Raw genomic sequence first — 26424 nt, 5'->3', positions numbered from 1 at the left:
GCGAAAAGCCATTACGTTCCGGCATGACTTTCGATCTCCGACAACTGCGTGCCTTCACGACGATCGTCGCGTGCGGCAGCCTCGGCCGCGCGGCCGATGCGCTGCACGTCACGCAGCCTGCGCTGAGCCGGATCCTGAAGCGGCTCGAGGAGCAGGTCGGCGCGCCGCTGTTCGAGCGCCATTCGAAGGGCGTGCAGCTCACCGCGTTCGGCGAGGCGTTGCTGCCGCACGCGACGCTGCTGCAGCACGAGGCCGAACATGCGCGCGAGGAGCTCGACGCGATGCGCGGGTTCGCGAAGGGCACGATCAAGGTCGGCACGGTGGGCAGCATCGCGAGCCTCGTGCTGCCGGTCGCGGTCGGCCGCGTGCTCGACCGCTGGCCGAACCTGCGCGTCGAAATCATCGAGGGCGTGTGGGACCGGCTCGCGCAAGGGCTGATCAAGCACGAGATCGACCTTGCGCTGTCCGCGCACGGGCCCGATACCGACGAGATCGTCGCGATTCCCGAATGCCGCTGGGAGGACCGCAGCCATATCGTTGCGGCGCCGCACCATCCGCTGCGCGCGCTCGGCCGCGCGCCGACGCTCGCCGATACGCTGCACGCGCGCTGGGCGATTCCGCCGCGCGGCACCGCGCCGTTCGACCACATGCGCGCGACCTTCGACGCGCACGGCCTCCCGCTGCCCGACATCGCGGTCGAGACGCGCTCGGTCACGACGCTGAAAAGCTTGGTCGCGCATGCGGGATTCCTCTGCTGGATGGCCGAGCCGATGTACGGCGCCGAACGGCGCGCCGGCACGATCGACACGCTGCCCGTGCGCGAAGTCGTCGCGGTGCGCACGCTCACCGCATTCCGGCGCCGCCACGGGATCCTGCCGGGGCCGGCCGGCAAGCTGCTCGACGAACTCGTCGCACTCACGCGCGAGGGGTGCTGACGCTCTTTTCGCCGGCTGCGTCGCGCCTGCCCGCCTGCCGCCTGCCTGCCCGCGTGCCCTCCCCGCCCGCGCCGCCCGCGCCGCAGCGCACCATCGAAATGCCGTGTCCCCGCCTTGACTTTCGTTCGCCCGAATACGATCATTCGCTCACACAAAGAGCAAATGATCGTATTCGACAGGATAGACAGGCAGGAACAGGAGACACCGGATGAGCGACTCGCCCTCCGCCCGCGCGCCCGTGCTGCTGCACATTGGCGCGGGCTCGTTTCACCGCGCGCACCAGGCGTGGTATCTGCATCGCGTGAACGCGGCCGTGCCGGCCGATGAACGCTGGTCGCTGACCGTCGGCAACATCCGCGACGACATGCGCGCGACGATGGACGCGCTCGCCGCGCAACATGGCGCGTACACGCTCGAAACCGTCACGCCGCAAGGCGAACGCGCCTACGAGACGATCCGTTCGATCACGCGCGTGCTGCCGTGGTCGATCGATCTCGCCGCGCTGATCGACGCCGGCGCCGATCCGGCGTGCCGGATCGTGTCGTTCACCGTCACCGAAGGCGGCTACTACCTCGACGAACACGACCGGCTCGACCTCGCGAACGCCGATCTCGCCACCGACCTGCAGGGCGCGCGCACGACGCTGTACGGTGCGCTCGCGGCGCTGCTCGCCGAACGCGTGCGGCGCGGCGCCGGCCCGCTCACGCTGCAAAGCTGCGACAACCTGCGCAACAACGGCGCACGCTTTCGCGCAGGGATGCGCGAATTCCTCGAACGGCGCGGCGAAACGCATCTCATCGCATGGTTCGATGCGAACGTCGCGACGCCCAGCGCGATGGTCGACCGCATCACGCCGCGCCCGACCGCCGACGTGCGCGAGCGCGTGCGCGCGGCCACCGGCGTCGACGACGCGTGCCCGGTGATGGGCGAATCGTTCATCCAGTGGGTGATCGAGGACCGCTTCGCGGCCGGCCGGCCGCGCTGGGAGCTAGCCGGCGCGGAACTCGTCGACGACGTGCATCCGTACGAGGAAGCGAAGATCCGCATCCTCAACGCGACGCACAGCTGCATCGCGTGGGCCGGCACGCTCGCGGGCCATGCGTATATCCACGAAGGCACGCACGACGCGGCGATCCGCCGCTTCGCGCACGACTACGTGACGCAGGACGTGATCCCGTGCCTGACGCCGAGCCCGCTCGATCTCGCGCGCTACCGCGACGTCGTGCTGGAGCGCTTCGGCAACCCGTACGTGCTCGACACGAACCAGCGCGTCGCGGCCGACGGCTTCTCGAAGATCCCCGGCTTCATCGCGCCGACGCTCGTCGAATCGTTCGCGCGCGGCGCCGCGCCGGTCGCCACCGCCGTGCTGCCCGCACTGTTCCTGCGCTTTCTCGAGCGCTGGGCGCGCGGCACGCTGCCGTATGCGTACCAGGACGGCGTGATGGACGACAGCGTCGCGCGTGCGATCGTCGACGCCGACGACCCGGTCGTCGCGCTGTGCGCCAACCGCGCGCTGTGGGGCTCGCTGGCCGGCAACGCCGCGCTGTTCGACGCGTTGCGCGCCGGGCTCGCGCGCGTCGACGCATGGCTCGCGGCGCGCTGACCACGCGCGTGCCGGCGCCCGGCCGCGCAGCCGGGCGAACCCGCTTGGCACATGCCGTGCGGCACGGCTAAAGTAGCGGCTCCTCTCTGACGGAACGGATCGCTCATGTATCTCGGCATCGACCTCGGCACCTCGGAAGTGAAGGTGCTGCTGCTCGCCCCGGACGGCGCGGTCGTCGGCACCGCCGGCTCGCCGTTCACGGTGTCGCGGCCGCATCCGCGCTGGGCCGAACAGCATCCGGACGACTGGTGGCGAGGCACGCTCGCGGCGCTCGCGACGCTGCGCGAGCGGCACCCCCACGCGTTCGCGCAGGTGCGCGGCATCGGCCTGTCGGGCCAGATGCACGGCGCGGTGCTGCTCGGCCGCGACGATCGCGTGCTGCGCCCGGCGATCCTGTGGAACGACATGCGCAGCGCCGACGAATGCGCGCTGCTCACCGAGCGCGCGCCCGATCTCCACGCGCTGGCCGGCAACCTCGCGATGCCCGGCTTCACCGCGCCGAAACTGCTGTGGGTCGCCAGGCACGAACCCGACGTGTTCGCGGCAACCGCGTGCGTGCTGATGCCGAAGGACTACCTGCGATTCCGGCTGACCGGCGCGAAAGTGTCGGACCCGTCGGACGCGGCCGGCACGCTGTGGCTCGACGTTGCCCGCCGCGACTGGTCCGATGCGCTGCTCGCCGCGTGCGGGATGACGCGCGCGCAGATGCCGCGCATCGTCGAGGGCAACGCGCCGTCCGGCACGCTGCGTGCGGACGTCGCACGCGAGCTCGGGCTGTCGGAGGCCGTCCCGGTCGCGGGCGGCGGCGGCGACAACGCGACGAGCGCGCTCGGCATCGGTGCGATCCACGCGGGCGACGGCTTCGTGTCGCTCGGCACGTCCGGCGTGCTGAGCGTGGTCGGCGACCGCTTCATGCCGAATCCCTCCTCGGCCGTGCATGCGTTCTGCCATGCGATTCCCGATCGCTGGCAACTGATGAGCGTCGTGCTGTCGGCCGCGAGCTGCCTGCGCTGGGTCTGCAAGCTGACCGGCACCGACGAGCCCGCGCTGCTCGCCGAGGTCGCGGCGCTCGACGCCGACGCGCTCGCCGCGGCGCCGCTGTTCCTGCCCTACCTGTCGGGCGAACGCACGCCGCACAACGATCCGTACGCGCAGGGCGTGTTCTTCGGGATGACCCACGCGACCGAGCGCGCGCACCTCGGCTATGCGGTGCTCGAAGGCGTGACGCTCGGCCTCGCCGACGGCCTCGACGCGCTGCATGCGGCCGGCGTCGAAACCGACCGGTTGTCGCTGATCGGCGGCGGCGCGCGCAGCGCGTTCTGGGCGCAACTGATCGCGGACGCGCTGAACGTGCGCACGCGCCAGATCGGCGGCGGCGAAACGGGCGCGGCGCTCGGCGCGGCACGGCTCGGCTGGCTGGCCGTCGGCGGCGATCCGCAGACGGTGCTGACCAAGCCGCCGGTGCGCGCCGAATACGCACCGGACGCCGACCGCCACGCGCGGCTGCGCGAACGCCTCGATGCGTTCCGCACGCTGTACCGTCACGTGCGGCCGCTGTACGAACCGTCGCGCGCACGGCTCGCGTAGGCGCCGCGCGCGCGGCCGCCCGCCGGCCACGCGTGCGACATGCGGTACAGTGGATGCCGTCGTGCGGTCCGCCGGCCCGCGGGGCGGCCCCTCAGATCCGAACCGAATCGCTATCGTGTCCAAGTCCTCAGAAAAACTCGATCTCGCCACGCGCGCCGCGTGGCTCTATTACGTCGCGGGCGACACGCAGAACGAAATCGCCGAAAAGCTGCAGGTGTCGCGCCCCGTCGCGCAACGCCTCGTCGCGTTCGCGGTCGAGAAGAACCTGATCCGCGTGCGTGTCGACCATCGGCTCGCCGACTGTCTCGATCTCGGCGCGCAACTGTCGAAACGCTACGGCCTCGCGATGTGCGAAGTCGTGCCCGTCGACGCCGATGCGCCCGACGCGATCGACCGCAAGCTCGCGGTCGCCGGCGCGCAGGTGATGGAGCGCTACCTGAACGAAACGCGGCCGATGGTGATCGCGGTCAGCAGCGGCCGGACGCTGAAGGCCGCGGTCGCGCAGATCGCGCAGATCGACCGCCCGCAGCACCGGCTCGTGTCGATGGTCGGCGCGATCGCGGCCGACGGCTCGTCGAACCGCTACGACGTCGCGCAGTACATCTCCGAGAAAACCGGCAGCAAGCATTTCCTGCTGCCCGCGCCGCTGTTCGCCGACAGCGACGCCGAGCGCGCGCAGTGGTGCAATCACCGGCTGTACCGGATCGTCGAGGCGCTGTCGGGCGAAGCCGACGTCGCGTTCGTCGGGATCGGCAACATCGGTCCGCACTGCCCGCTCTACGAAGACGGCTTCATCACCGAACAGGAGCGCGACGAGATGACCGCGCTCGGCGCGGTGGCCGAACTGCTCGGCGTGCCGATCGACGCTAAGGGCACGCAGATCACCGTGTCGACGAGCGCGCGGGTGACGAGCGTCGCGCTCGCCACGCCGCCGAAGCGGCCGACGATCGCGTTCGCCGGCGGCCCGAAGAAACACGACGCGGTGATTGCCGCGCTGCGCGGCGGCTGGCTGTCGGGGCTCGTCACCGACGAAACCTGCGCGCGCGCCGCGCTCGCCGCGAAGGCGGCCTGACGCCGCCGTCGCCCGCGCCGGCTCAGGCCGCGCGCGGCACCGGAAACGCATGCCGGCGTGCGCGCCACGCGCCGACCCAGGCCAGCGCCAGCAGCGCGACGAGCACCCACGGAATCGCGCCGGCGCCCGTCGCGCCGAGCAGCATCCCGCCCGCGATGCCGCCGCCGGCGATCGCCAGATTCCACACCGTCACGAGCATCGACTGCGCGACGTCGGCCGATTCGCCCGCCGCGTTCGCGGTGGCCGTCTGGAACAGCGTCGGCGCGCCGCCGAACGCGAGCCCCCACAGCACGACGCCCGCATAGACGGTCGTCATCCCGGAACCGGCGCCGAGCATCGCCGCCGCCAGCGCGAACAGCGCGATGCTCGCGAGCGTGAGGCGTCGCTGCGCGGCGCCGATCCACGCGCCCGTCAGCGCGATGCCGACGAGCGACGCAACGCCGAACACGAACAGCACCACGTCGACCTGCGCCCCCATGCGCACGCCCGCGAGGAACGGCGCGACGTACGTGTACAGCATGTTGTGCGCGAGCACGTACGCGAACATCACCGTCAGCACCGGGCGCACGCCGGGCAGCGTCATCACGCCGAGCACCGGCTCGCGCGCGCCGGCCTGCTGGCCCGGATAGTCGGGTAAGCGCATGCGGATCCAGCCGATCAGCGCGAGCGCCGCGGCCGAAATACCGGCGAACGCGAGGCGCCAGCCGAACGTCGCGCCGAGCGCGGTGCCGGCCGGAATGCCGATCGACATCGCCGCCGGTATGCCGAGCATCGCGACCGCGATCGCGCGGCCGCGCAGCGCCGGGTCGACCATCCGGCTCGCATACCCGGCCAGCAGCGCCCACAGCAGCCCGGCCGACATCCCCGCGACGAACCGCGCCGCAAGCGTGAGCGCGTAATACGGCGACGCGGCCGTCAGCGCGTTCGACACGACGAAACCGGCCAGCGCGGCGAGCAGCAGGCGGCGCCGGCGCATCGCGCGCGTCGCGGCGACGAGCGGAATCGCCGCGACGATCGAGCCGAGCGCGTAGGCGGTCACCAGTTGGCCGACCAGCGCCTCGGTCACGCGCAGGTCGGCGCTCATCGGCGGCAGCAGGCCGGCCGGCAGCGCTTCGGTGAGTACCGTGATGAAGCCGGCGGTGGCCAGCGCGAGCAGGTTCGCGACGGGCAGGTGCGCACGGGCCGGCGTGGACGGATCTGCCGCGCGATCGACGGCGCGCTCGGAGACGGATACGCACTCGCTCATTGCGCACTCCGGTCGTCGACGCCATACACCGCATCGCGCACGTCGGTGACGATGCGCCCGTGCATCCCTTCGTACAACGTATTGGTCAGCGCCACCACCGTCAGCCCGGCCGCCCGGTCGACGAACCACGCATGCCCGTACGCGCCGCCCCAGCGCCACGTGCCGACCGATTCCGGCGATCGCGCGGCCGCCGGGTCATGCAGCACGGAACAGCCGAGCCCGAAGCCGAACCCCGGCGCGTCCGGCAGGTCGTGCGCGCCCGGCTGAACCCGCGACATCTCGTCGATCCAGCGGCGCGCGAGCCAACCGTCGCGCCCGGTGCGCAACGTATCGAGCAGCGTCATGCAGTCGCCCGCCGTAGCGATCATCCCTGCGCCGCCCGACGGCCACGCGGCCGCATCGAACGCGCGCGCCGGTGCGAAACGGATGCCGACCGTACCCTCGTACACCGGGACGAGATCGTCGCCGGTCATCCGGCGCGGCACGCCGGGCGTACTGACGTAAGGCGTCGCGAGGCGCGCCGCGTCACGCGTGAAAAACGCCGTGTCGGTCATCCCGAGCGGCGTCGTCACGAGCGCCGCCACGGCATCGGCGAGCGGTCGGCCGTCGACCGCCTCGATCAGCGCACCGACCACGTCGGTCGCGAGCGAGTAGTGCCACGACGTGCCGGGCGCGAATCGCAGCGGCACGCCGGCGATGCGCCGCACGTTCTCCGCGAGCGACGGTCCGGCGCCGTCCATGCCGTCGGACACGCCCGCGCGCGCATACGGTCCGTCGGCGTCCGCTTCGAGAAAGCGATAGCCGAGCCCGGCCGTGTGCGACAGCAGATGGCGCAGCGTGATGTCGGCAGGCGTGCCGTCCGCGAGCGTCGGCGTGAATGCCGGCAGCCAGCGCGCGACCGGTTCGTCGAGGCCGATCTTCGATGCCGCGACGAGCCGCATCGCGGCGGCCGTCACGATCGGCTTGGATACCGACGCGAGCCGGAACAGCGTGTCCTCGCGCATCGGCGTGCCGGCTTCGCGGTCGGCCAGCCCGGCCGCGCGTGCATAACGCAATTCGCCGTCGCGCGCGACCAGCACGACCGCGCCGACCACGCGCGCGTCGGCCAGCGCGCGATCGAGCACGGCGTCGAGCCGCGCGCGCAGCGCGGCGTCCGGTTCCCTGCGGTGCGTGGTGACAGGCAGTGACGACATGGCGTGACCTCGAACAGTGAAGGAACGCCCATCGTAAGGAGCCGGCGCCGGAAGAAAAACCGGGTTAGAGTTCCGGACACTCCGGACATCGATGTCCGTAATCGAGGCCCTGCATGGAAAATCTTGGCGGTTTCGTCGTGTTCGTCCAGGTCGCGGAAACACGCAGCTTCGTCGCGGCCGGCCGCGCGCTCGGATTGTCGGCGTCGGCGATCGGCAAGCGCATCGCGCGCCTCGAGGCGCGCCTGAACGTGCGGCTCTTTCACCGCAGCACGCGCAGCATCACGCTGACGGCCGAAGGCGCGCGCTTTCTCGAACGGTGCCGGCGCGTGATCGCCGAAATCGATGCGGCCGAGCGGGAATTGACGCAGAGCGTCGAGGCGCCGCGCGGGCGGCTGCGCGTGAGCCTGCCGACGATCGGCACGCTGCTGCTGCCGGTGCTCGCCGATTTCATGGCCGCGTATCCGGCGATCGAGCTCGACATCGATTTCAGCGACCGGATCGTCGACGTGATCGACGAAGGCTTCGACGTGGTCCTGCGCACCGGCCGTCCGACCGATTCGCGACTGTCGTCGCGGTTGCTCGGCCACTTCCGCCAGCACCTGGTCGCGTCGCCCGACTATCTCGACCGGCACGGCACGCCGCGCACGCCGGCCGATCTCGCGCAGCACCGCTGCCTGCATTACCGCTTCCCGAGCAGCGGCAAGCTCGAGATCTGGCCGCTGCGCGCGCCGCGCGCCGGCACGCCGCCGGAAGTACCCGTCTCGATGGTCAGCAACAATGCCGAGACGCGCCTGTGCTTCGCGCTACGCGGGCTCGGCATCGCATGCCTGCCCGAGTTCTTCGTACGCGACACGCTCGCCGACGGCAGGCTGCGCGCGGTGCTCGACGACCACGTCGCGAGCCGTACGCCGTTCTACGTGCTGTGGCCGTCAGGCCGCCATCCGATGCCCAAGCAGCGCGCGTTCGTCGATTACATGGCCGAGCATTTGCGGCTGTAACCGGCGCGCAGCAGCGGTCAAGCCGCCTTCGCGTGCGCGCTCAGCCGCCGAAACGCCTGCCCGTGCTCGTCGAACAGATGGCAGTGCTCGGGCAGCGCATGCACGCGCAGCGCCTCGCCGGTGCGATACGTGTCGAGCGGCGGAATTCGCGCGATCAGCCCGTCCGGCGCGACGGCCGACTCCGCATAGAGATACGCGGCGTCGCCGAGCGATTCGACGGCCATCGTCCGCGCGGCGACGCCGGGCGCCGCCGCATCGACCAGCAGGTGCTCGGGCCGCACGCCGACGGTCACGGCCGCACCGCGCTGCAGCCCGGCCGCGTCGACCGCGACACGCTGCGTCTCGCCGCTGTCGAACCGCACGAGCACGCCGGTCGCATCGGCCGATTCGACCGTGCCCTTCAGGAAGTTCATCTTCGGCGAGCCGATGAAGCCCGCGACGAACTGGTTCGCCGGCGCGTGATACAGCGTGTTCGGCGTGCCGACCTGCTGCACCGCGCCGCCCGACAGCACGACGATCTTGTCGGCGAGCGTCATCGCCTCGACCTGGTCGTGCGTCACGTAGATCATCGTCGTCTTCAGCTCGTCATGCAGCCGCGCGAATTCCAGCCGCATCTTCACGCGCAGCGCGGCGTCGAGGTTCGACAGCGGTTCGTCGAACAGGAACACCTTCGGCTTGCGCGTGATCGCGCGGCCGATCGCGACGCGCTGCCGCTGGCCGCCGGACAGTTGCTTCGGCTTGCGGTCGAGCAGGTGATCGATGTGCAGGATCTTCGCGGCCTGCTTCACGGCCTGGTCGATCTCGGGCTTCTTCGCGCCCGCGAGCTTCAGGCCGAACGCCATGTTGTCGTACAGCGTCATGTGCGGGTACAGCGCATACGACTGGAACACCATCGCGATGCCGCGCTTCGCGCTCGGCACGTCGTTGACCTTCGCGCCGTCGATCAGCAGGTCGCCGCTCGAAATGTCTTCGAGGCCGGCGATCATCCGCATCAGCGTGGATTTGCCGCAGCCGCTCGGCCCGACGAATACGACGAATTCGCCGTCGGCGATGTCGAGGTTCACGTTGCGCAGCACTTCGGTGTCGTCGTAGCGCTTCGCGATGTTGCGCAGGAGCACGCTTGCCATGATCTGTCTCCGTTCGTTCGTGATGCGTCGCCTGGCCGGCGGCGCGTGATCGTTGCTAGTTCGGCAGCACCGCGCCCGTCGCCTGCCAACGCGCGACGTAGCCGGGCAGCTCGTGCATGTCGTCGAATACGTGACGCGCGCCGATGCCGCGCAGCGCGTCGATCTGCGCGGCCGATGCGTGCCCGCCGCCGACGAAGCCGAGCACGGTCATGCCGGCCGCGGCCGCCGCGGTGATGCCCGTCGCGCTGTCCTCGACGACGAGGCAGTTCGCGGGCGCCGCGCCGAGCGTGCGCGCGGCCGCCAGATACACGTCCGGCGCCGGCTTCGGCCGCGCGACCGAATCCGCGCAGAACAGCCGGTCGCCGAAAAAGCGCGCGAGGCCGGTGCGCGCGAGCGCCGCTTCGACGTATGCGCGATAGCTGTTGCTCGCGCAGGCGGTCGTCAGCTCGATCGCCGCGAGTGCCGCATCGATGCCGTCGACCATCGGCGCGTTGACGGCGGCCGCCTCGACCGCGCGGCGGATCGCGTCGACGTCGTCGGCCGACAGCGCGCGCCCCACCGCGTCGCTCGCGCCCGCCAGCACGCGCTCGATGCGCAGCCCGAGCAGCGGCATCACGGCCGGCCGCGCATCGACGCCCGGCCAGCGCGCATCGAGCTCGCGCACGATCACGTCGGCGGCGACGGCCTCGCTGTCGATCAGCACGCCGTCGCAATCGCAGATCAGCACGTTCGTCCCTGCACTCGCACCGCTCATTTGACCGCCCCGAACGTGAGCCCCCGCACGAGCTGCTTCTGCGACAGCCAGCCGACGATCAGGATCGGCGCGACCGCGAGCAGCGAGGCGGCGGACAGCTTCGCCCAGAACAGCCCTTCGGGGCTCGAATACGACGCGATGAACACGGTCAGCGGCGCGGCGTTCGAGCTCGACAGGTTGATGCTCCAGAACGCCTCGTTCCACGACAGGATCACGAGCAGCAGCGCGGTGGACGCGAGCCCCGGCAGCGCCATCGGCATCAGCAGGTAGACGATCTCCTGCCACGTCGACGCGCCGTCGATGCGCCCGGCTTCGAGGATGTCCTTCGGGATCTCGTTGAAGTACGTGAAGGTCATCCATACCGCGATCGGCAGGTTGATCAGCGTGTAGACGATCACGAGCCCCGACACCGTGTCGAGCAGCCCGGAGTTCTTCCACAGCAGGTAGATCGGCACCAGTACGCCGACCGACGGCATCATCTTCGTCGACAGCATCCACAGCAGCACCTTCTGCGTGCGATGGTTCGGGAAGAACGCCATCGCATACGCGGCCGGCACCGCGAACAGCAGCGAGATCACCGTGACGCCGGCCGAGATCAGCACCGAATTCCATGCGAACGCGAAGTAGTTGCTGCGCGCGAACACCTCGCGGAAGCTGTCGAGCGTCGGCATGAACAACAGCGTCGACGCGTACGCCTGCTGCTCGGTCTTGAACGCGGTGATCGCCATCCAGAAGATCGGGAAGAACAGCAGCAGCGCGATCAGCCATGCGAGCGTGCCGGGCAGCGCGCGCCGCACGAGGTCGAACACGGCCGGCGTGCGCCGGCCTTCGAAGGTCAGGTCGCTCATTTCTCGTACTCTCCCTTCAGGTTGCGCGCGAGCATCCGCACGAGGAAGAACGACACGACGTTCGCGACCACGACGGCGATGATGCCGCCCGCGGACGCGAGGCCGACGTCGAACTGCTGCAGGCCGAGCGCATAGATCAGGTAAGACAGGTTGGTCGTCGCGTCGCCGGGGCCGCCGCCCGTCGTCGTATAGATCTCCGCGAAGATCGACAGCAGGAAGATCGTCTCCATCATCACGACCACGGCGATCGCGCGCTTCAGGTGCGGCAGCGTGATGTAGAAGAACATCGCGACCGGGCCGGCGCCGTCGATGCGCGCGGCTTCCTTCTGTTCCTGGTCGAGCGACTGGATCGCGGTGAACAGGATCAGGAACGCGAACGGCAGCCACTGCCACGCGACGATGATGATCACCGCGGTCAACGGGTAGTCGGCGAACCAGTCGATCGGCGTCATCCCGAGCGCGCGCATCGCGTTCGCGACGAGCCCGTACACCGGATGCAGGATCATGTTCTTCCAGATCAGCGCGGACACCGTCGGCATCACGAAGAACGGCGCGATCGCGAGCAGGCGCGCGATGCCCTGCCCGTAGAACTTGCGGTCGAACAGCACGGCCATCAGCACGCCGCCGACCACGGTGATCGCGAGCACCGCGCCGATCAGCACGAGCGTGTGCCAGATCGCGGGCAGGAACGACGGATCGGTCGCGAGGAAACGGTAGTTGTCGAGCCCGGCGAAGCCCTTCACGTCCGGGTTCAGCAGGTTGTAGCGCGAGAACGAATACCAGATCGTCATCGCGAGCGGAATCGACATCCACAGCAGCAGCACCGCGACGGACGGCGACACGAGCCAGCTCGCGCCGCCGCGCGCGCGGCGCGGCGCACCGGGCGGCGACGACGCGTCGCCGACCGACGGCGCGTGACTCAGGGGAAGACGCAGGTGACGCATGATCGGAGTCCCTCCGGTTGATGCGCGGGCGCGAACGGCCTGCCCGCCTGTCGGCTGCGCCGGCTCGCGCCGTGCGCCATGGCGCACGATGCGAGCCGCGCGACGGCTTGCGCGTTACTTCTTGTAGCCGGCCTGCCGCACCGCGCGGTCGGCGGCAGCCTGCCCGGCGGCGAGCGCCTGGTCGACCGACATCTGGCCCGCGACCGCGCCCGCGATCGACTGGCCGACCACCGTGCCGAACGACTGGAATTCAGGAATCCCGACGTACTGCACGCCCGTGTACGGCACTTTCTTCAGCGACGGATCGTTCGGGTCGGCCGTCTCGATCGCCTTCAGCACGAAATCCGAGAACGGCGCGGCGGCCTTGTACTCGGCGCGCTGATACGTCGACGTGCGCGTGCCCGGCGGCACCGAGGCCCAGCCCTCGTCCTTGCCGACCATCTCGATGTACTGCTTGGACGTCGCCCACGCGACGAACTTGCGCGCGGCATCCTGCTGCTTCGACGTCTTCGGCACGGCCAGCGCCCACGCCCACAGCCAGTGCGAGCCCTTCGGCGTCGCGGCGACCGGCGCGGCCGCGAAACCGATCTTGTCGGCCACCTGCGACTGCTGCTTGTTGTAGAGCATCCCGGCCGCGACCGTCGCGTCGATCCACATCGCGCACTTGCCGGACGCGGTCAGCGTCAGGTTCTCGTTGAAGCCGTTCGAGCTCGCACCCGGCGGGCCGTTCTTCTTCAGCAGGTTCACGTAGAAATTGATCGCCTTCTTCCATTCGGGCGACGTCAGCTGCGCGTTCCAGTTCTCGTCGAACCAGCGCCCGCCGAACGTGTTCACGACCGTCGACACGTACGCCATGTTCTCGCCCCAGCCGGCCTTGCCGCGCAGGCAGATCCCGTAGGTGCCCTTCGACTTGTCGGTGAGCTTGTCCGCGAATTCGGCGATCTGGTCGTAGGTCGGCTGGTCGGGCATCTTCAGCCCCTTCGCCGCGAACAGGTCCTTGCGGTAGAACGTCATCGAGCTTTCCACGTAGAACGGCAGCGCGTAGAGCTGGCCGTTGTACGACAGGCTGTCGCGCGCGGTCTTCACGATGTCGTTCAGGTCGTAGTCGGCGGGCAGCCCCGTGATCGGCGCGAGCCAGCCGCGCTTGCCCCACTGCGGCGTTTCATAGGTGCCGATCGCCATCACGTCGAACTGGCCGCTGCCGGTCGTGATGTCGGTGGTCGCGCGCTGGCGCAGCACGTTCTCCTCGAGGATCACCCAGTTCAGCTTGATGTCGGGGTTCGCCTTCTCGAACGCCGGCGACAGCTTCTTCAACTCGATCATGTCGGGGTTGTTCAGCGTCGCGATCGTCAGCGTGCCGGCGGACGCCGCGCAGGCCGCCGTCGCAAGCGCGGCTCCGGCGAAACAGCGTGCGGCGGCGTCGAGCATCTTTCGTTGCATGGCATGTCTCCTGTGATTGTTCGAAATGTCGTCGGTCTTGCGTCGGTGTTGCATCGTTTCCTTCGCGGCCCGTCATGCCGGCCGCTGCATCCCGCACGCGCGCGCATAGTGCGCGATCACGTCGCGTATCCGGTGGCGCACCCATGCGCGCGGCGCCTTCGCGAGGCCGCCCGCGCGGCATGCCGCATAGACGTCCGGCAGCCACTGCGCGACGAGCGTCTCCGGCACCGGCTGCCGCGCGAGGTTGTCGAACAGTTGCTCGACCGCGGCCGCGACGGCCGGCTGCAGCCAGTAATAGCGGATGCGGTCGCTGTAGCTGAACTGGCGCGCGAGCCGCTGCGCGGTCTCGTCGCCGCGGTAGTACGGCGCCCAGTGTTCGGGCTGCGCGCGCATCGCCGCATCGACGACGTCGCGCAACCGCGAGCGCTGCGCGACGTCGTCGATCAGCGCGTCCTCGATGAACGTCAGCGCGAACAGCGCCTCGCGCAGCGCGAACGTCAGCGCGGGGCCGACCTTCAGCACCGCGAAGTGGTCGCGCACCAGCGCGGCGAGCGCGGCCTCGGTCTGGTAATCGGTCGAATGCGCTTCGAACACGAGGTGCGGCGTCTGCAGGATACTCGCGCCCAATGACGCTGCCTTCGCGCTGTCGTAGTCGAGCACGTGGCGATCGTCGAAGTCGACGCCCGGCTGCGCGACGATCGCGACGACGCGCGTCCACGCGTCGTCGAGCCCGGCCGCCGAGAATGCTCGGCGATGCGCGTCGAGCGTCGCCGCGATGCTGTCGCTGCGCGTGACCGCGATCCGCGCGATCGCGTCGTCGCTCGCCTCGCCGCCCACCTCGCCGCCCGGCGTCGGCACCTCGGTGCCGATCACGTAGACGGGCGCGATCCCGGCGCGCGCCGCCGCGTCTTCCGCGACGCGGCACAGCTCGGCCGCGCGCGCGGCGATCGTGCGATCGTCGAGCCGCGCCGGATCGTCCGCGCACGCCATGCTCGCGTCGAGATGGATCTTCTCGAACCCGGCTTCGACATACGCGGCGACCATCGCACCGGCCTCGCGCATCGCGTCGGCCGCGCGGCGATGGCGCCACGGGTTCGGGCCGAGATGGTCGCCGCCGAGCACGAGCGCCGACGGCGCGAGCCCGCAGCGCGCGGCGATCGCATCGACGTCGCGGCGAAAATCGGCCGGCGTCATGCCCGTATAGCCGCCGAGATGGTTCACTTGATTGCAGGTCGCCTCGATCAGCAGCGGCGAGCCGTCGGTGCGCGCGGTTTCGCACGCGGCCTCCAGCACGAGCCGGTGCGCGCTGCAGATCGAATAGATGCCGCGCTGCGCGTCCGCGCGGTTCGCGTCGAAGATCATCCGCAGCACCGTGTCCGCGTGTGCGGTGCGCGTGCGCTCGGCAACGGTCGTCAGGCCGGACATGCGATACCTCGTTCGGTCAGGAAACGGTCGATCTCGGCCGCGCTGCTGTTGCCTTCCATCGGGCCGCGCCGCGTGACCGCGATCGCGCCCGCCGCGTTCGCGCGGCGCAACGCGATATCGATCGGCAGGCCCGCGACGAGGCTCGCGACCAGCGTGCCGCCGAAACAATCGCCGGCGCCGGTCGGATCGAGCTCGTCGACGGGATAAGCCTGCGCGTCGATGCGGCTCGCACGGTCGAACGCGACGCTGCCTTGCGCGCCGCATTTGAGCACGACGCGCTCGAGCAGCGGATGCGTCGCGAGCAGGCCCGCGATCGCGCGCTCGGCCGGCTGCGGCCCGCAAAAGAACGGCAGATCGGCTTCGCTCGGCAGGAACAGGTGGCACGCGGCGAGCATCTCGTCGAGCGCCGCGCGCATCGGCCGAAAACTCAGCATCTCGGGCCGCACGTTCGGATCGAACGACACCTTCGCGCCGGCGCGCGCGGCCTCGATCACGCCGCGCTGCACGGCCGCGATCGCCGATTCGCTCGTCAGCGACGAGCCCATCACGTGGAAATAGCGGCAGCCGTCGAACATCGCGGTGTCGACGTCGGACGCATCGACGCACGCGGCCGCGCTGGTCGACAACGTGAAGACGAAACTGCGCGAGCCGTCGTCGCGATACGCGACGAACGCGGTGCCGGTCGGACGGCCGACGCGGCGGATGCGCGCGACGTCGACGCCGTCGCGTGCGAGCCGCGCGACGATCGCATCGCCGAACGCGTCGCGCCCGACGCAGCCCGCATACGCGACGCGCGCGCCGAGCCGGGCGGCCTGATCGGCGAAGATCGCCGGCGCGCCGCTCGGGAACGGTCCGGCGAACAGGCCCGGCGTATCGAAGCCCTGGCCGCGCTCGGCGGCGACGAATTCGGCCAGCAGTTCGCCGGCGACGACGATCTCGGCCATCAGGCGTGTCCTCGTGCGGCGGCGGCCGCGTGCAGCGAAGCCGCCGGGGTTGCGCGTGCGAGCGGCGGCATGTCAGCTCATCCAGTTGCCGCCGTCGACGTTCAGCGTCTGGGCGGTGATGTAGTCGGCGTCGGCCGACGCGAGGAACAGCGCGGCGCCCGTCAGGTCGCCCGGCACGCCCATGCGGCCGAGCGGCACGGCTTCGCCCACGAGCCGCTTCTTCTCGCCGAGCAGCCGGTTCTCGTAACGCGCGAACAGCGCATCGACCTGCTCCCACATCGGCGTGTCGACGACGCCCGGCGCGATGCCGTTCACGTTGATCCGGTGCGGCGCGAGTGCGAGCGCGGCCGACTGCGTATAGCTGATCACCGCGGCCTTGGTCGCGCAGTAGTGCGACACGAGCGCCTCGCCGCGACGGCCGGCCTGCGACGACATGTTGACGATCTTGCCGCCGCGCCCCTGCTCGACCATCCGCTGCGCGACGGCCTGCATCAGGAAGAACAGCCCTTTCACGTTGACCGAGAACAGCCGGTCGAACACGTCCCACGATTCGTCGAGGATCGGGCGCATGTCGAACAGCGCCGCGTTGTTGAACAGGATGTCGACGCCGCCGAAGCGCTCGACCGCCGTCGCGACGATCCGCGCGATGTCGTCGCGGCGCGTGACGTCGGCCGTGACGGCCACCGCGCGGCCGGGGCTGGCCTCGATCAGCCGTGCGAGCGAGCCGCTCGCAGGCTTCAGGTCCACCAGCACGCAGCGCGCGCCCTCGTCCAGATAGCGTTGCGCGACCGCCTCGCCGATGCCGCTTGCGGCGCCCGTCAGGATCGCGACCTTGTCTGCCAGTCTCACTGGTTGTCTCCGGTTCGTTCTGTTGCACGACGGTCACGAAGTGAGCGAACGCTCGCGGACCGATCAATTGCTCTGTTGGTGATCGAATGATCGGATACGCGATACGCGCTGTCAAGACGACGTGACGGCTTTCTATGACGCGCTGCGGCACGGCGGCGCCCGGCGATGTCCCGCCGCGCCCGCACGGCAAGGGCGCGCGGCGCACGGTGCGGCGCAGTGGCGTTGACGGTGAAGGGGACGCAGCGACGGCGGGAAGCAAGGGCGGGAAACGGAATTCGCGCTGCATGGCGCGACGATACGTTATATCATCGCTGTACTTTGTTTCAGCGCCTGCTTCATGCCATGGCTACCTCATCGTCCATTGACGCCCGGCTGTCCCGGGCCGACGCATTCGCCGCCGAGCACGGGCTCGCGTGGACGCCGCTGCGCCGCCAGGTCTACGAACGCGTGCTGGCCGCGCAGCGCCCGATCGGCGCGTACGACCTGCTCGCGGAACTCGAACCGCAGCGCGGCCGCGTGCCGCCGACGACCGTCTATCGCGCACTGGATTTCCTCGTCGAGCACGGCTTCATCCACCGGATCGAATCGAAGAACGCGTTCTTCGCCTGCTGCGAGATCGGCGTGCCGCACGAAGGCCAGTTCCTGATCTGCGATGCGTGCGGCGACACCGTCGAGATTCCCGGCGGTGACCTCGCGAAGCAGTTGTCCGCGAGCGGGCCCGCGCACGGTTTCGAAGTCCACCACCAAGTCGTCGAGCTGAGCGGCCTGTGCGGGCACTGCAAGCGCAAGCCCGCGCAGCGCTGACGCCGACTCGCGCGGCGCACGCGCCGCCCTTCCAACGAGGAGTTCCATGTCCATTGCCCTGAAGCGCGCGCCGCGGCGCGCCCTGTCGCCTGTCCGCTGGCTGGCCGCCGCCGTCGCCGCGCTGTCGTTCGCCGCGCCCGTGCTTGCGCAGGCCGCGACCGTCAACGTCGTCGCCGCCGAGAATTTCTACGGCGACGTCGCATCGCAGATCGGCGGCCGCCACGTCGCGGTCACGAGCATCCTCAGCAATCCCGACCAAGATCCGCACCTGTTCGAAGCGAGCCCGAAGACCGCCCGCGCGCTCCAGCACGCGCAGGTCGTGATCTACAACGGCGCGAACTACGATCCGTGGATGGCCAAGCTGCTCGGCGCGTCGAAGCAGGCGAAGCGCGCGACGATCGTCGTCGCCGATCTCGTCGGCAAGAAGGCCGGCGACAACCCGCACCTGTGGTACGACCCGGCGACGATGCCGGCGGCCGCCCGCGCGATCGCGGCCGAGCTCGGCCGCGCCGACCCGGCGAACAAGGCCGAGTACGATGCGAACCTGCAGAAGTTCGTCGCGTCGCTGAAGCCCGTCGACGACAAGGTCGCCGCGCTGCGCGCGAAGTACAAGGGCGTGCCCGTGACGGCCACCGAGCCCGTGTTCGGCTATATGTCGGACGCGATCGGCCTCGACATGCGCAACCAGCGCTTCCAGCTCGCGACGATGAACGACACCGAGGCGAGCGCACAGGACGTCGCCGCGTTCGAAGGCGACCTGCGCAAGAAGCAGGTGCGCGTGCTGATCTACAACAGCCAGGCCGAAGAACCGATGACCAAGCGCATGCTGAAAATCGCGCGCGACGGCGGCGTGCCGACCGTCAGCGTCACCGAGACGCAGCCGGCCGGCAAGACCTTCCAGCAATGGATGGCCGGCCAGCTCGACGCGCTCGGCAACGCGCTGTCGGCCGGCAAGCAATAAACGACCGTAACGACATGACCGTCACTCCCCACGCCCTCGCCGTCGATCGCGTCACGCTCGAACTGGGCGGCCGCACGATCCTGCGCGACGTGAGTTTCTCGATCGAGCCCGGCGAATTCGTCGGCGTGCTCGGGCCGAACGGTGCGGGCAAGACGACGCTGATGCGCGCGGTGCTCGGCCTCATCCCCGTGTCGGCCGGCACGCTGTCGGTCGGCGGCGTGCCGGTCGTGCGCGGCAACGCGTCGATCGGCTACATGCCGCAGATCAGGAGCGGCCTCGCGAACCGCCGGATGCGCGGCTACGACTTCGTCGCGATGGCCGCCGACGGCCACCGCTGGGGCCTGCCGCACACGAACGCGGCCACGCGCCGCGACGTCGATCGCGTGCTCGACCTCGTCGGCGGCCCGTCGCTCGCGCGCCGGCCGCTGTCCGAACTCTCGGGCGGCGAACGGCAGCGGCTGCTGCTCGCGCAATGCCTGCTCGGCAACCCGAAGCTGCTGCTGCTCGACGAGCCGCTGATCAGCCTCGATCCGAACCACCAGCGCGGCGTCGTCGAACTCGTGCGCAACGTGCAGCGCGAGCTCGGCATCACCGTGCTGTTCTCCGCGCACGAACTGAATCCGCTGCTGAACGCGCTCGACCGCGTGCTGTATCTCGGCAACGGCGTCGCGGCGCTCGGCACCGTCGACGAGGTGATCACGAAGCCCGTGCTGTCGCGGCTCTACGGATCGCCGATCGACGTGATGCGCGTGAACGGCAAGATCTTCGTGATGTCGGGCGACGTCGAGATCGAGAAGCACGATCACGAACACGAGGACGACGATCATTCGCACGGCGGTGGCGGCGGCCACGGCCATCATCACCATGGACACGCCCATCCCGGGCATTCGCACGATGTTTGAATACGACTTCATGATCAACGCCTTCGCGGCGTCGGGAATCGTCGCGGTGCTCGCGGGCATCGTCGGCTATTTCCTGGTGCTGCGCGGGCAGACCTTCGCCGGCCACGCGCTGTCGCACGTCGGCTTCACCGGCGCGACGGGCGCGGTGCTGCTCGGCCTCTCGCCGATCTGGGGGATGGTCGGCTTCACGCTCGCGGCCGGGATCGGCATGGGCGCGCTCGGCGAACGGCTCGCGGGCCGCGACGTGGCGATCGGCGTGATCCTGTCCGGCGCGCTCGGCTTCGGCCTGCTGTTCCTGCACTTCTACACGTCGTTCGCGACGCAGGTCACCGCGCTGCTGTTCGGCAACGTGCTCGCGGTCAGCCGCGACACGCTCGCGGTGCTCGCCGGCATCGGCGCCGTGAGCCTCGCCGCGCTCGCGCTGATCGCGCGGCCGCTGTTGTTCGCGTCGCTGCAGCCCGAGCTGGCCGAAGCCAAGGGCGTGTCGCTGCGCACGGTGTCGATGCTGTTCCTCGCGGTGTGCGCGCTCGCGGTGGCGGCGGCGACGCAGATCGTCGGCGTGCTGCTCGTGTTCACGCTGCTGGTCGGGCCGGCGGCGGCCGCGCAGAACGTGTCGACGCGCCTGTCGACGGGCGTGCTGCTCGCCGCGCTGTTCGCGCTGTTCGAAGCGTGGGTCGGCATCGTGCTCGCGTATCACACCGACTGGCCGACGAGCTTCTGGATCACCGCGCTGTCGGCGCTCGTGTACGGCGCGAGCCTGTTGCGGCGCAACTGATCGCGGCGCTCGCCGCCCGATGCCAATGAAAACGCCGGCGTGCCCGAGGGCAGCGCCGGCGTTTTTTCATGCGAACCGGATGCGTGACCGGCTTGCGCCGATACTCACCGCGCCAGCACGCGCGCGTGATGCGCGAGGTGATCCGCGATGAACGTCGAGATGAAGTAGTAGCCGTGGTCGTAGCCCGGATGGCGGCGCAGCGTCAGCGGCTGGCCGGCCTTCGCGCACGCGGCTTCGAACACGTCGGGGTTCAGCTGGTTCGAGAGGAATTGATCGGCGAGCCCCTGATCGACCAGGATGCCGTCCGCGAACTTCGGTGCATCGGCGCGCGCGACCAGCTCGCTCGCGTCGTGCGCCTTCCACGCTTCGCGATCGGCGCCCAGGTAGCCCGCGAATGCCTTCTCGCCCCACGGGCAGCGCGTCGGCGCGGCGATCGGCGCAAACGCCGACACCGACCGGTACAGGCCCGGATGACGCAACGCGAGCGTCAGCGCACCGTGCCCGCCCATCGAGTGGCCGAAGATCCCGAGCCGCGCGCCGTCGATCGGCAGCTCGGCCGCGACGAGCACGCGCAGCTCGCCCGTCACGTACGACTCCATCCGGTAATGCGTCGACCACGGCGCTTCGGTCGCATCGACGTAGAAGCCCGCGCCGACGCCGAAGTCCCATGCATCGGTCTCGCCCGGCACGCCCGCGCCGCGCGGGCTCGTGTCGGGCATCACGAGCGCGATCCCGTGCTGCGCCGCGTATTGCTGCGCGCCGGCCTTGATCGCGAACGTCTCGTCGGTGCACGTGAGCCCCGCGAGATAGAACAGCGCCGGCACGCGCCCGTGCGCGGCCTGCGGCGGCAGGTACACCGAGAACTTCATCGGCAGGCCGATGGCCGCCGAATCGTGACGGTAGAAACGCTGCTCGCCGCCGTGGCACGCATGCGAGGAAACGAGTTCGAGCATGGCGGTATGCCCCCGGTCAGTACAGCACGACCGAGCGGATCGACTCGCCGGCCTTCATCAGGTCGAAGCCTTCGTTGATCCGCTCGAGCGGCAGCGTGTGCGTGATCAGGTCGTCGATGTTGATCTTGCCTTCCATGTACCAGTCGACGATCTTCGGCACGTCGGTACGACCGCGCGCGCCGCCGAACGCCGAGCCCTTCCATTCGCGGCCCGTCACCAGCTGGAACGGACGCGTGCCGATTTCCTCGCCGGCCGCGGCCACGCCGATGATGAACGACTGGCCCCAGCCCTTGTGCGTGCACTCGAGCGCCTGGCGCATCAGCTTCACGTTGCCGACGCATTCGAACGAGTAGTCGGCGCCGCCGTCGGTCAGCTGCACGATGTGGTCGACGACGTTCTCGACTTCGTTCGGGTTGATGAAGTGCGTCATCCCGAACTTCTTCGCGAGCTCGACGCGCTTCGGGTTGATGTCGACGCCGATGATCTTGTCCGCGCCGACCATCTTCGCGCCCTGGATCACGTTCAGGCCGATCCCGCCGAGGCCGAACACGACGACGTTCGCACCGGCCTCGACCTTCGCCGAGTACACGACCGCGCCGACGCCCGTCGTCACGCCGCAGCCGATGTAGCAGATCTTGTCGAACGGCGCGTCCTCGCGCACCTTCGCGACCGCGATCTCCGGCACGACGATGTAGTTCGAGAACGTCGACGTGCCCATGTAGTGGAACAGCGGCTTGCCGTCGAGCGAGAAGCGCGACGTCGCGTCCGGCATCAGGCCCTTGCCCTGCGTCGCGCGGATCTTCTGGCACAGGTTGGTCTTGCGCGACAGGCAGAACTTGCATTCGCGGCATTCGGGCGTGTAGAGCGGAATCACGTGGTCGCCCTTTCTCACGGTGCCGACGCCGGGGCCGACGTCGACCACCACGCCCGCGCCTTCGTGGCCGAGGATCGCCGGGAAGATCCCTTCCGGATCGGCGCCCGACAGCGTGTAGTAGTCGGTGTGGCAGATGCCCGTCGCCTTCACTTCGATCAGCACTTCGCCGGCGCGCGGCCCTTCGAGATCGACTTCCTCGATCGTCAGCGGCGCACCGGCCTTCCATGCAATCGCGGCTTTCGTTTTCATCGTGTCACTCCTGTGTGTCTGTGAAATCGGCCCGAGCCGGCGTGCCGGCGCCTGCCGGGGTTTCGTGCAAAGCGGTCGAAGCCGTGCCGCGCGTGGCACGGCGCAAGAATCTCGTGCTCGCCATGATGGCGGCTCCCGCCGCGCGTCGCGTGCGGGAAACGGTCGCCGGCTTGCCAGGATGCGTCATCGCTGACGCAAAAGAACAAGTGCCCGAGTTTAAACGCCCGTCGTGAACCATGCATCCGTGCGCGCGTACAGATCGACGAAGCGCGCGTGGCGGGCAGCCAGCAGGCGGTCGTCATGCGGCGCGGCAACCGGCGACGCGCTCGGCGCCAGCGTGTGCAACGCATCCTCGCGCCAATGCCCGATCGCGACGCCTGCGAGCAGCGCGGCGCCGCGCGTCGCGGCGTTCGGGCAATCGATCGCCTGCAGCGATGCGCCGAGCGCGTCGGCGAGCAACTGGCGCCAGCGCGGATCGACCGAGCCGCCGCCCGCGAGGCGCAGCGTCGTCACCGCGTCGCCGCGATCGGCGTCGCGGATCGCATCGAGCCCCGCGCGCAACGCGAACGCGACGCCTTCGAATGCGGCGCGCATCATCGCGCCGCGCGTATCGCCGAGCCCGAGGCCGAGCCAGCCGCCGCGCGCATCGGGGTTCATCCACGGCGAGCGCTCGCCGGTCAGGTACGGCAGGAAGCACAGCCGTTCGGACGCCGGCTGCGCGAACGCGTCGTCATACGCATCGGCCCATCGCGCGTAGCCGAGCCAGCCGCGCACGGCTTCGAGCGCGAGCCCGACGTTCTGCATCGCCGCCATCGTGTAATAGCCGCCGCCCGCCGCCGCACGATAGCGATGCAAGCCGCGCCGCGCGGGCGGCAGCGCATCCGCGAGCACGACGATCTGCCCGCCGCTGCCGGTCGTCAGCAGCGCATCGCCTGCCGCGGCCAGCCCGCTGCCGAGCGCCGCGCACGCGGTATCGGCCGCGCCCGTCGCCAACGGCACGCCGGCCGGCAGGCCGAGCGCGGCGGCGGCCTGCGCGCCGAGCACGCCGCCGCGCGCGGTGGACGCACGAACCGGCGCGAAGCGGTCGGCCGGCAGGCCGAGCGCGTCGATCAACGCGATATCCCATGCGCCGTCGGGCGTGGCGAGCGCGGTGGCGCACGCGTCGCTCGGATCGGCCGCCACGTCGCCGCCGAGTGCGATGCGCAGCCAGTCCTTCGGCTGCACGGCCCAGCGCGCGGCATGCAGCGCATCGGGTGCGTGCGTCGCCAGCCAGCGCAACAGCGGGCCCGCCATGCCGGGCGCCACGGGGTTCGGTGCGACGGACGATCCGGACGCCGGCCAGCCGGCCGCATCCGCCTCGCGCGCCGCGCGCGTGTCGGGCCACAGCAGCGCGGGCCGCACCGACTGGCCGGCCGCGTCGATCAGCACGACGCCATGCATCTGCCCCGAAAACCCGATCGCCGCCACCTGCGCACGCTCGTCGGCCGGCAGCCGCGCGGCCGCGCGCACGAGCGCCTGCCACCAGGTGTCGGCCGCGATTTCCGCCCAGCCGGGCTGCGGCGACGACAACTCATAAGGCTCGCTCGCCACCGCCCGCTCGACGCCGTCGGCATCGAGCGTGACGAGTTTGATGGAGCCGGTGCCGAGGTCGATTCCGAGCAGGCGCATGACGTGAAGGGGAGTCGTATGAACGGATATCGATGATAACGGGATCGCGACGCGCGCCCCGTTTTTGGCGGTCGCTTCGACGTATCGAAAATGCGGTCGGGTCGCGGCGTTCCGCCGGGCTGCACCTTGCACGCGAAAGCGGCCGTTCGCGGGTTAACCCGGCGCGATTTCCGCACCCCGCTTTTTGCCACTATGCGGCCGGCCCGATACACACCATAAAGCGACCCATATTTGACATGGGGGCCGGCGCTATTTTGAAGCGCTATAAAACCGGTACACCTCACTCCCGCGGCAGTTTCCCGATGATCGATCCCCTGCTCCATGCCGAAATGGCATATCGAACCAGCAAAGAGCGGAATAGAACCCAGTGCTCTTGTTGCATGGACTCATTCCGAATAACTTCGTATCACCCCGAAAACAAGATCATGGAGTGAGACAGATGCAATCGAACACGGTCCATCCGTGCGATGAGGTGCTGCCGACCGGCAAGCTGGTAACGCTCGGCCTGCAGCACGTCCTCGTCATGTACGCCGGCGCCGTCGCCGTGCCGCTTATCGTCGGCGCCGCGCTCAAGCTGCCGAAAGACCAGATCGCGTTCCTGATCAGCGCCGATCTGTTTTCGTGCGGCATCGCCACGCTGATCCAGACGCTCGGCCTGTGGATCTTCGGCATCCGCCTGCCCGTCATCATGGGCTGCACGTTCGCGGCGGTCGGCCCGATGATCGCGATCGGCACGAACCCCGGCCTCGGCATTCTCGACATCTTCGGCTCGACCATCGCCGCCGGCATCATCGGCATCGTGCTCGCGCCGATGATCGGCAAGCTGTTGCGGTTCTTCCCGCCCGTGGTCGTCGGCACGGTGATCGCCGTGATCGGGCTGTCGCTGATGGAAGTGGGCATCAACTGGGCGGCCGGCGGCGTCGGCAACCCCGAGTACGGCAGCCCGGTCTATCTCGGCCTGTCGCTGCTCGTGCTCACGCTGATTCTGCTGATCAACAAGTTCGGCCGCGGCTTCATCGCGAACATCTCGGTACTGCTCGGCATCGTCGCCGGCTTCGTGATCGCGTTCGCGATCGGCCGCGTGAACACCGACGGCGTGGCGCATGCGCCGTGGGTCGGCTTCGTGATGCCGTTCCACTTCGGCCTGCCGCACTTCGATCCGCTGTCGATCGTGACGATGGTCACGGTGATGTTCGTCACGTTCATCGAATCGACCGGCATGTTCCTCGCGGTCGGCGACATGGTCGATCGCCCGGTCAACCAGGAGCGCCTCGTGCGCGGCCTGCGCGTCGACGGCCTCGGCACGCTGATCGGCGGCATCTTCAACTCGTTCCCGCATACGTCGTTCTCGCAGAACGTCGGCCTGATCGGCGTGACGGGCGTGAAGAGCCGCTTCGTGTGTGCGACGGGCGGCGTGATCCTCGTGCTGCTCGGCCTGTTCCCGAAGATGGCGCAGGTCGTCGCGTCGGTGCCGCCGTTCGTGCTCGGCGGCGCGGGCATCGTGATGTTCGGGATGGTCGCCGCGAACGGCATCAAGGTGCTGTCGAAGGTCGACTTCGTGAACAACTCGCACAACCTGTTCATCGTCGCCGTGAGCGTCGGCATGGGCCTCGTGCCGGTCGTGTCGCCGCACTTCTTCTCGAAGCTGCCGCCGGCGCTCGCGCCGATCCTGCACAGCGGCATCCTGCTCGCATCGGCCACGGCCGTGATCCTGAACATCGTGTTCAACGGCGTGAAAGGCGAAAAGGATGCGCGCTGCGAAATTCGGCGCGCCGGACACGACTTCGATGGGCGTCCCGCCGACGCACACCACTGATCGCGCCGCGCCGGACGACGGCGCGACGCGGTAACGACGAACGCCACGGCATGCCGTGGCGTTTTGTTTGGGATGCAGGACCCGACACGGTGCCGGGCGATCGCACTTCACGCGGGCAGGCAGGTCGCCGGATGCACGATGCGCCATGCCGACTGACGGTGCGATCGGTGTGATCGACGTGATCGACGTGATCGGTGTGATGGCGCGAACGCAATACGACGCGACGCACGCATCGTCACGACGTCGACGCCATTCTTCCCGCACGATTCGACCGCGCAAAAGAAAACGCCGCGGACTTTCGTCCGCAGCGTTTTCGTTTTCGCATACAGCCACTTCGAAGCGAGGCGCGGCATACCGCGCCCGCCCTTCTCCGTGCTTACCCGTTCGTCGCCGTTGCCGACGCAGGCGCCGGCGCGGCCGCCTTGTCGTAATCGACCGGCGCATCCGGCGCGCGCGG

General features: G+C 69.7%; 24 protein-coding genes. 10 read left to right on the top strand and 14 right to left on the bottom strand.

What is annotated here, in order from left to right; translation table 11 throughout:
* The first annotated feature begins 23 nt into the window (after positions 1–23).
* The 4 genes from WS96_RS16100 to WS96_RS16085 all read left to right on the top strand — a co-directional run bounded on the left by WS96_RS16100 (position 24) and on the right by WS96_RS16085 (position 5197).
* Positions 24–935, top strand: a complete 912-nt coding sequence (locus tag WS96_RS16100) for a LysR family transcriptional regulator (RefSeq protein ID WP_059782173.1) — start codon at positions 24–26, stop codon at positions 933–935.
* Between the two features lie 208 nt (positions 936–1143).
* Positions 1144–2538: a D-arabinitol 4-dehydrogenase gene (gene dalD / locus WS96_RS16095; RefSeq protein ID WP_059833753.1), complete on the top strand. Its 1395-nt coding sequence runs from the start codon at positions 1144–1146 to the stop codon at positions 2536–2538.
* Between the two features lie 105 nt (positions 2539–2643).
* Positions 2644–4125, top strand: coding sequence for a xylulokinase (gene xylB, locus WS96_RS16090; RefSeq protein WP_059833752.1), 1482 nt, complete (start codon positions 2644–2646; stop codon positions 4123–4125).
* A 61-nt stretch (positions 4126–4186) separates the two neighbouring features.
* Entirely contained in the window at positions 4187–5197 is a 1011-nt protein-coding gene (locus WS96_RS16085) for a sugar-binding transcriptional regulator (RefSeq protein ID WP_082720271.1), read from the top strand.
* Positions 5198–5219: 22 nt separating this feature from the next.
* On the opposite strand, the gene WS96_RS16080 is transcribed toward WS96_RS16085, so the two are convergent.
* Positions 5220–6443 carry an MFS transporter gene (locus WS96_RS16080; RefSeq protein ID WP_059833748.1) on the bottom strand — a complete coding sequence of 408 codons (1224 nt, stop codon included), beginning with the start codon at positions 6441–6443 and terminating at the stop codon, positions 5220–5222.
* Positions 6440–7636 (bottom strand): serine hydrolase domain-containing protein, encoded by a 1197-nt coding sequence (locus tag WS96_RS16075; protein WP_059833746.1) that lies wholly within the window; start codon positions 7634–7636, stop codon positions 6440–6442. The genes WS96_RS16080 and WS96_RS16075 overlap by 4 nt, the downstream gene beginning before the upstream one ends.
* A 113-nt stretch (positions 7637–7749) precedes the next feature.
* Here WS96_RS16075 and WS96_RS16070 point away from each other — a divergent pair, with 113 nt between their 5' ends.
* Positions 7750–8634: a LysR family transcriptional regulator gene (locus tag WS96_RS16070; protein WP_059833744.1), complete on the top strand. Its 885-nt coding sequence runs from the start codon at positions 7750–7752 to the stop codon at positions 8632–8634.
* A gap of 17 nt (positions 8635–8651) precedes the next feature.
* Here WS96_RS16070 and WS96_RS16065 read toward each other — a convergent pair whose 3' ends face one another.
* The 8 genes from WS96_RS16065 to WS96_RS16030 all read right to left on the bottom strand — a co-directional run bounded on the left by WS96_RS16065 (position 8652) and on the right by WS96_RS16030 (position 16965).
* On the bottom strand, positions 8652–9761 hold the full coding sequence (locus tag WS96_RS16065) for an ABC transporter ATP-binding protein (protein WP_059833742.1): 1110 nt from the start codon (positions 9759–9761) through the stop codon (positions 8652–8654).
* Positions 9762–9816: 55 nt separating this feature from the next.
* Positions 9817–10515: an HAD family hydrolase gene (locus tag WS96_RS16060; protein ID WP_059833740.1), complete on the bottom strand. Its 699-nt coding sequence runs from the start codon at positions 10513–10515 to the stop codon at positions 9817–9819.
* Positions 10512–11363, bottom strand: a complete 852-nt coding sequence (locus WS96_RS16055) for a carbohydrate ABC transporter permease (RefSeq protein WP_034208254.1) — start codon at positions 11361–11363, stop codon at positions 10512–10514. Before WS96_RS16055 ends, WS96_RS16060 begins: the two co-directional genes overlap by 4 nt.
* On the bottom strand, positions 11360–12307 hold the full coding sequence (locus WS96_RS16050; protein WP_034208255.1) for a carbohydrate ABC transporter permease: 948 nt from the start codon (positions 12305–12307) through the stop codon (positions 11360–11362). The genes WS96_RS16055 and WS96_RS16050 overlap by 4 nt, the downstream gene beginning before the upstream one ends.
* A 114-nt stretch (positions 12308–12421) precedes the next feature.
* A complete protein-coding gene (locus WS96_RS16045; RefSeq protein ID WP_059833738.1) occupies positions 12422–13747 on the bottom strand; it encodes an ABC transporter substrate-binding protein in 1326 nt (441 codons plus the stop codon).
* 72 nt (positions 13748–13819) lie between these two features.
* Complete coding sequence (locus tag WS96_RS16040; RefSeq protein ID WP_059833736.1) at positions 13820–15172, bottom strand: D-tagatose-bisphosphate aldolase, class II, non-catalytic subunit; 1353 nt, start codon at positions 15170–15172, stop codon at positions 13820–13822.
* A complete protein-coding gene (locus tag WS96_RS16035; protein ID WP_059833735.1) occupies positions 15160–16116 on the bottom strand; it encodes a sugar kinase in 957 nt (318 codons plus the stop codon). Before WS96_RS16035 ends, WS96_RS16040 begins: the two co-directional genes overlap by 13 nt.
* 72 nt (positions 16117–16188) lie before the next feature.
* Positions 16189–16965 (bottom strand): L-iditol 2-dehydrogenase, encoded by a 777-nt coding sequence (locus tag WS96_RS16030; protein WP_059833732.1) that lies wholly within the window; start codon positions 16963–16965, stop codon positions 16189–16191.
* 342 nt (positions 16966–17307) lie between these two features.
* On the opposite strand from WS96_RS16030, the gene WS96_RS16025 reads away from it, so the two are divergent.
* From WS96_RS16025 to WS96_RS16010, 4 genes are read left to right on the top strand one after another with little or no spacing between them, the layout of a single operon-like run.
* Positions 17308–17769 carry a Fur family transcriptional regulator gene (locus WS96_RS16025; RefSeq protein WP_027785279.1) on the top strand — a complete coding sequence of 154 codons (462 nt, stop codon included), beginning with the start codon at positions 17308–17310 and terminating at the stop codon, positions 17767–17769.
* A 46-nt stretch (positions 17770–17815) separates the two neighbouring features.
* A complete protein-coding gene (locus WS96_RS16020; RefSeq protein ID WP_059833730.1) occupies positions 17816–18730 on the top strand; it encodes a metal ABC transporter solute-binding protein in 915 nt (304 codons plus the stop codon).
* 14 nt (positions 18731–18744) lie between these two features.
* The gene (locus WS96_RS16015; RefSeq protein WP_059824849.1) at positions 18745–19632 is read left to right on the top strand and encodes an ABC transporter ATP-binding protein; all 888 of its coding nucleotides are present in this window, start codon (positions 18745–18747) and stop codon (positions 19630–19632) included.
* Positions 19625–20407, top strand: a complete 783-nt coding sequence (locus tag WS96_RS16010) for a metal ABC transporter permease (protein ID WP_034208755.1) — start codon at positions 19625–19627, stop codon at positions 20405–20407. The genes WS96_RS16015 and WS96_RS16010 overlap by 8 nt, the downstream gene beginning before the upstream one ends.
* A 104-nt stretch (positions 20408–20511) precedes the next feature.
* Here WS96_RS16010 and fghA read toward each other — a convergent pair whose 3' ends face one another.
* From fghA to WS96_RS15995, 3 genes are all read right to left on the bottom strand, one after another.
* Positions 20512–21360, bottom strand: a complete 849-nt coding sequence (fghA, locus tag WS96_RS16005) for an S-formylglutathione hydrolase (RefSeq protein WP_059833729.1) — start codon at positions 21358–21360, stop codon at positions 20512–20514.
* Positions 21361–21376: 16 nt separating this feature from the next.
* The gene (locus WS96_RS16000; RefSeq protein ID WP_034208263.1) at positions 21377–22483 is read right to left on the bottom strand and encodes an S-(hydroxymethyl)glutathione dehydrogenase/class III alcohol dehydrogenase; all 1107 of its coding nucleotides are present in this window, start codon (positions 22481–22483) and stop codon (positions 21377–21379) included.
* Positions 22484–22699: 216 nt separating this feature from the next.
* The gene (locus WS96_RS15995) at positions 22700–24151 is read right to left on the bottom strand and encodes a xylulokinase (protein ID WP_059833727.1); all 1452 of its coding nucleotides are present in this window, start codon (positions 24149–24151) and stop codon (positions 22700–22702) included.
* A 439-nt stretch (positions 24152–24590) separates the two neighbouring features.
* Here WS96_RS15995 and WS96_RS15990 point away from each other — a divergent pair, with 439 nt between their 5' ends.
* Complete coding sequence (locus WS96_RS15990; protein ID WP_059506709.1) at positions 24591–25967, top strand: nucleobase:cation symporter-2 family protein; 1377 nt, start codon at positions 24591–24593, stop codon at positions 25965–25967.
* A 107-nt stretch (positions 25968–26074) separates the two neighbouring features.
* Here WS96_RS15990 and WS96_RS34245 read toward each other — a convergent pair.
* The coding region (locus WS96_RS34245) for a hypothetical protein (protein ID WP_218920983.1) at positions 26075–26424 on the bottom strand (350 nt) is incomplete at its 5' end.

This window comes from Burkholderia sp. MSMB1835 (assembly GCF_001526365.1).
GTDB lineage: Bacteria > Pseudomonadota > Gammaproteobacteria > Burkholderiales > Burkholderiaceae > Burkholderia.
Note: the sequence above shows the minus strand (reverse complement) of the source record. Positions and strands in the feature narration are given on the sequence as shown.

Excerpts from the sequence above, each read along its gene's own strand:
- WS96_RS16060 (WP_059833740.1), bottom strand. The coding sequence starts at position 10,515 with ATGAGCGGTGCGAGTGCAGGGACGAACGTGCTGATCTGCGATTGCGAC.
- WS96_RS16055 (WP_034208254.1), bottom strand. The coding sequence starts at position 11,363 with ATGAGCGACCTGACCTTCGAAGGCCGGCGCACGCCGGCCGTGTTCGAC.
- WS96_RS16035 (WP_059833735.1), bottom strand. The coding sequence starts at position 16,116 with ATGGCCGAGATCGTCGTCGCCGGCGAACTGCTGGCCGAATTCGTCGCC.
- fghA (WP_059833729.1), bottom strand. The coding sequence starts at position 21,360 with ATGCTCGAACTCGTTTCCTCGCATGCGTGCCACGGCGGCGAGCAGCGT.
- xylB (WP_059833752.1), top strand. The coding sequence starts at position 2,644 with ATGTATCTCGGCATCGACCTCGGCACCTCGGAAGTGAAGGTGCTGCTG.
- WS96_RS16020 (WP_059833730.1), top strand. The coding sequence starts at position 17,816 with ATGTCCATTGCCCTGAAGCGCGCGCCGCGGCGCGCCCTGTCGCCTGTC.
- dalD (WP_059833753.1), top strand. The coding sequence starts at position 1,144 with ATGAGCGACTCGCCCTCCGCCCGCGCGCCCGTGCTGCTGCACATTGGC.
- WS96_RS16050 (WP_034208255.1), bottom strand. The coding sequence starts at position 12,307 with ATGCGTCACCTGCGTCTTCCCCTGAGTCACGCGCCGTCGGTCGGCGAC.
- WS96_RS16100 (WP_059782173.1), top strand. The coding sequence starts at position 24 with ATGACTTTCGATCTCCGACAACTGCGTGCCTTCACGACGATCGTCGCG.
- WS96_RS16040 (WP_059833736.1), bottom strand. The coding sequence starts at position 15,172 with ATGTCCGGCCTGACGACCGTTGCCGAGCGCACGCGCACCGCACACGCG.
- WS96_RS16010 (WP_034208755.1), top strand. The coding sequence starts at position 19,625 with ATGTTTGAATACGACTTCATGATCAACGCCTTCGCGGCGTCGGGAATC.
- WS96_RS16025 (WP_027785279.1), top strand. The coding sequence starts at position 17,308 with ATGGCTACCTCATCGTCCATTGACGCCCGGCTGTCCCGGGCCGACGCA.
- WS96_RS16015 (WP_059824849.1), top strand. The coding sequence starts at position 18,745 with ATGACCGTCACTCCCCACGCCCTCGCCGTCGATCGCGTCACGCTCGAA.
- WS96_RS16075 (WP_059833746.1), bottom strand. The coding sequence starts at position 7,636 with ATGTCGTCACTGCCTGTCACCACGCACCGCAGGGAACCGGACGCCGCG.
- WS96_RS16070 (WP_059833744.1), top strand. The coding sequence starts at position 7,750 with ATGGAAAATCTTGGCGGTTTCGTCGTGTTCGTCCAGGTCGCGGAAACA.
- WS96_RS16065 (WP_059833742.1), bottom strand. The coding sequence starts at position 9,761 with ATGGCAAGCGTGCTCCTGCGCAACATCGCGAAGCGCTACGACGACACC.
- WS96_RS16080 (WP_059833748.1), bottom strand. The coding sequence starts at position 6,443 with ATGAGCGAGTGCGTATCCGTCTCCGAGCGCGCCGTCGATCGCGCGGCA.
- WS96_RS15990 (WP_059506709.1), top strand. The coding sequence starts at position 24,591 with ATGCAATCGAACACGGTCCATCCGTGCGATGAGGTGCTGCCGACCGGC.
- WS96_RS16045 (WP_059833738.1), bottom strand. The coding sequence starts at position 13,747 with ATGCAACGAAAGATGCTCGACGCCGCCGCACGCTGTTTCGCCGGAGCC.
- WS96_RS15995 (WP_059833727.1), bottom strand. The coding sequence starts at position 24,151 with ATGCGCCTGCTCGGAATCGACCTCGGCACCGGCTCCATCAAACTCGTC.
- WS96_RS16000 (WP_034208263.1), bottom strand. The coding sequence starts at position 22,483 with ATGAAAACGAAAGCCGCGATTGCATGGAAGGCCGGTGCGCCGCTGACG.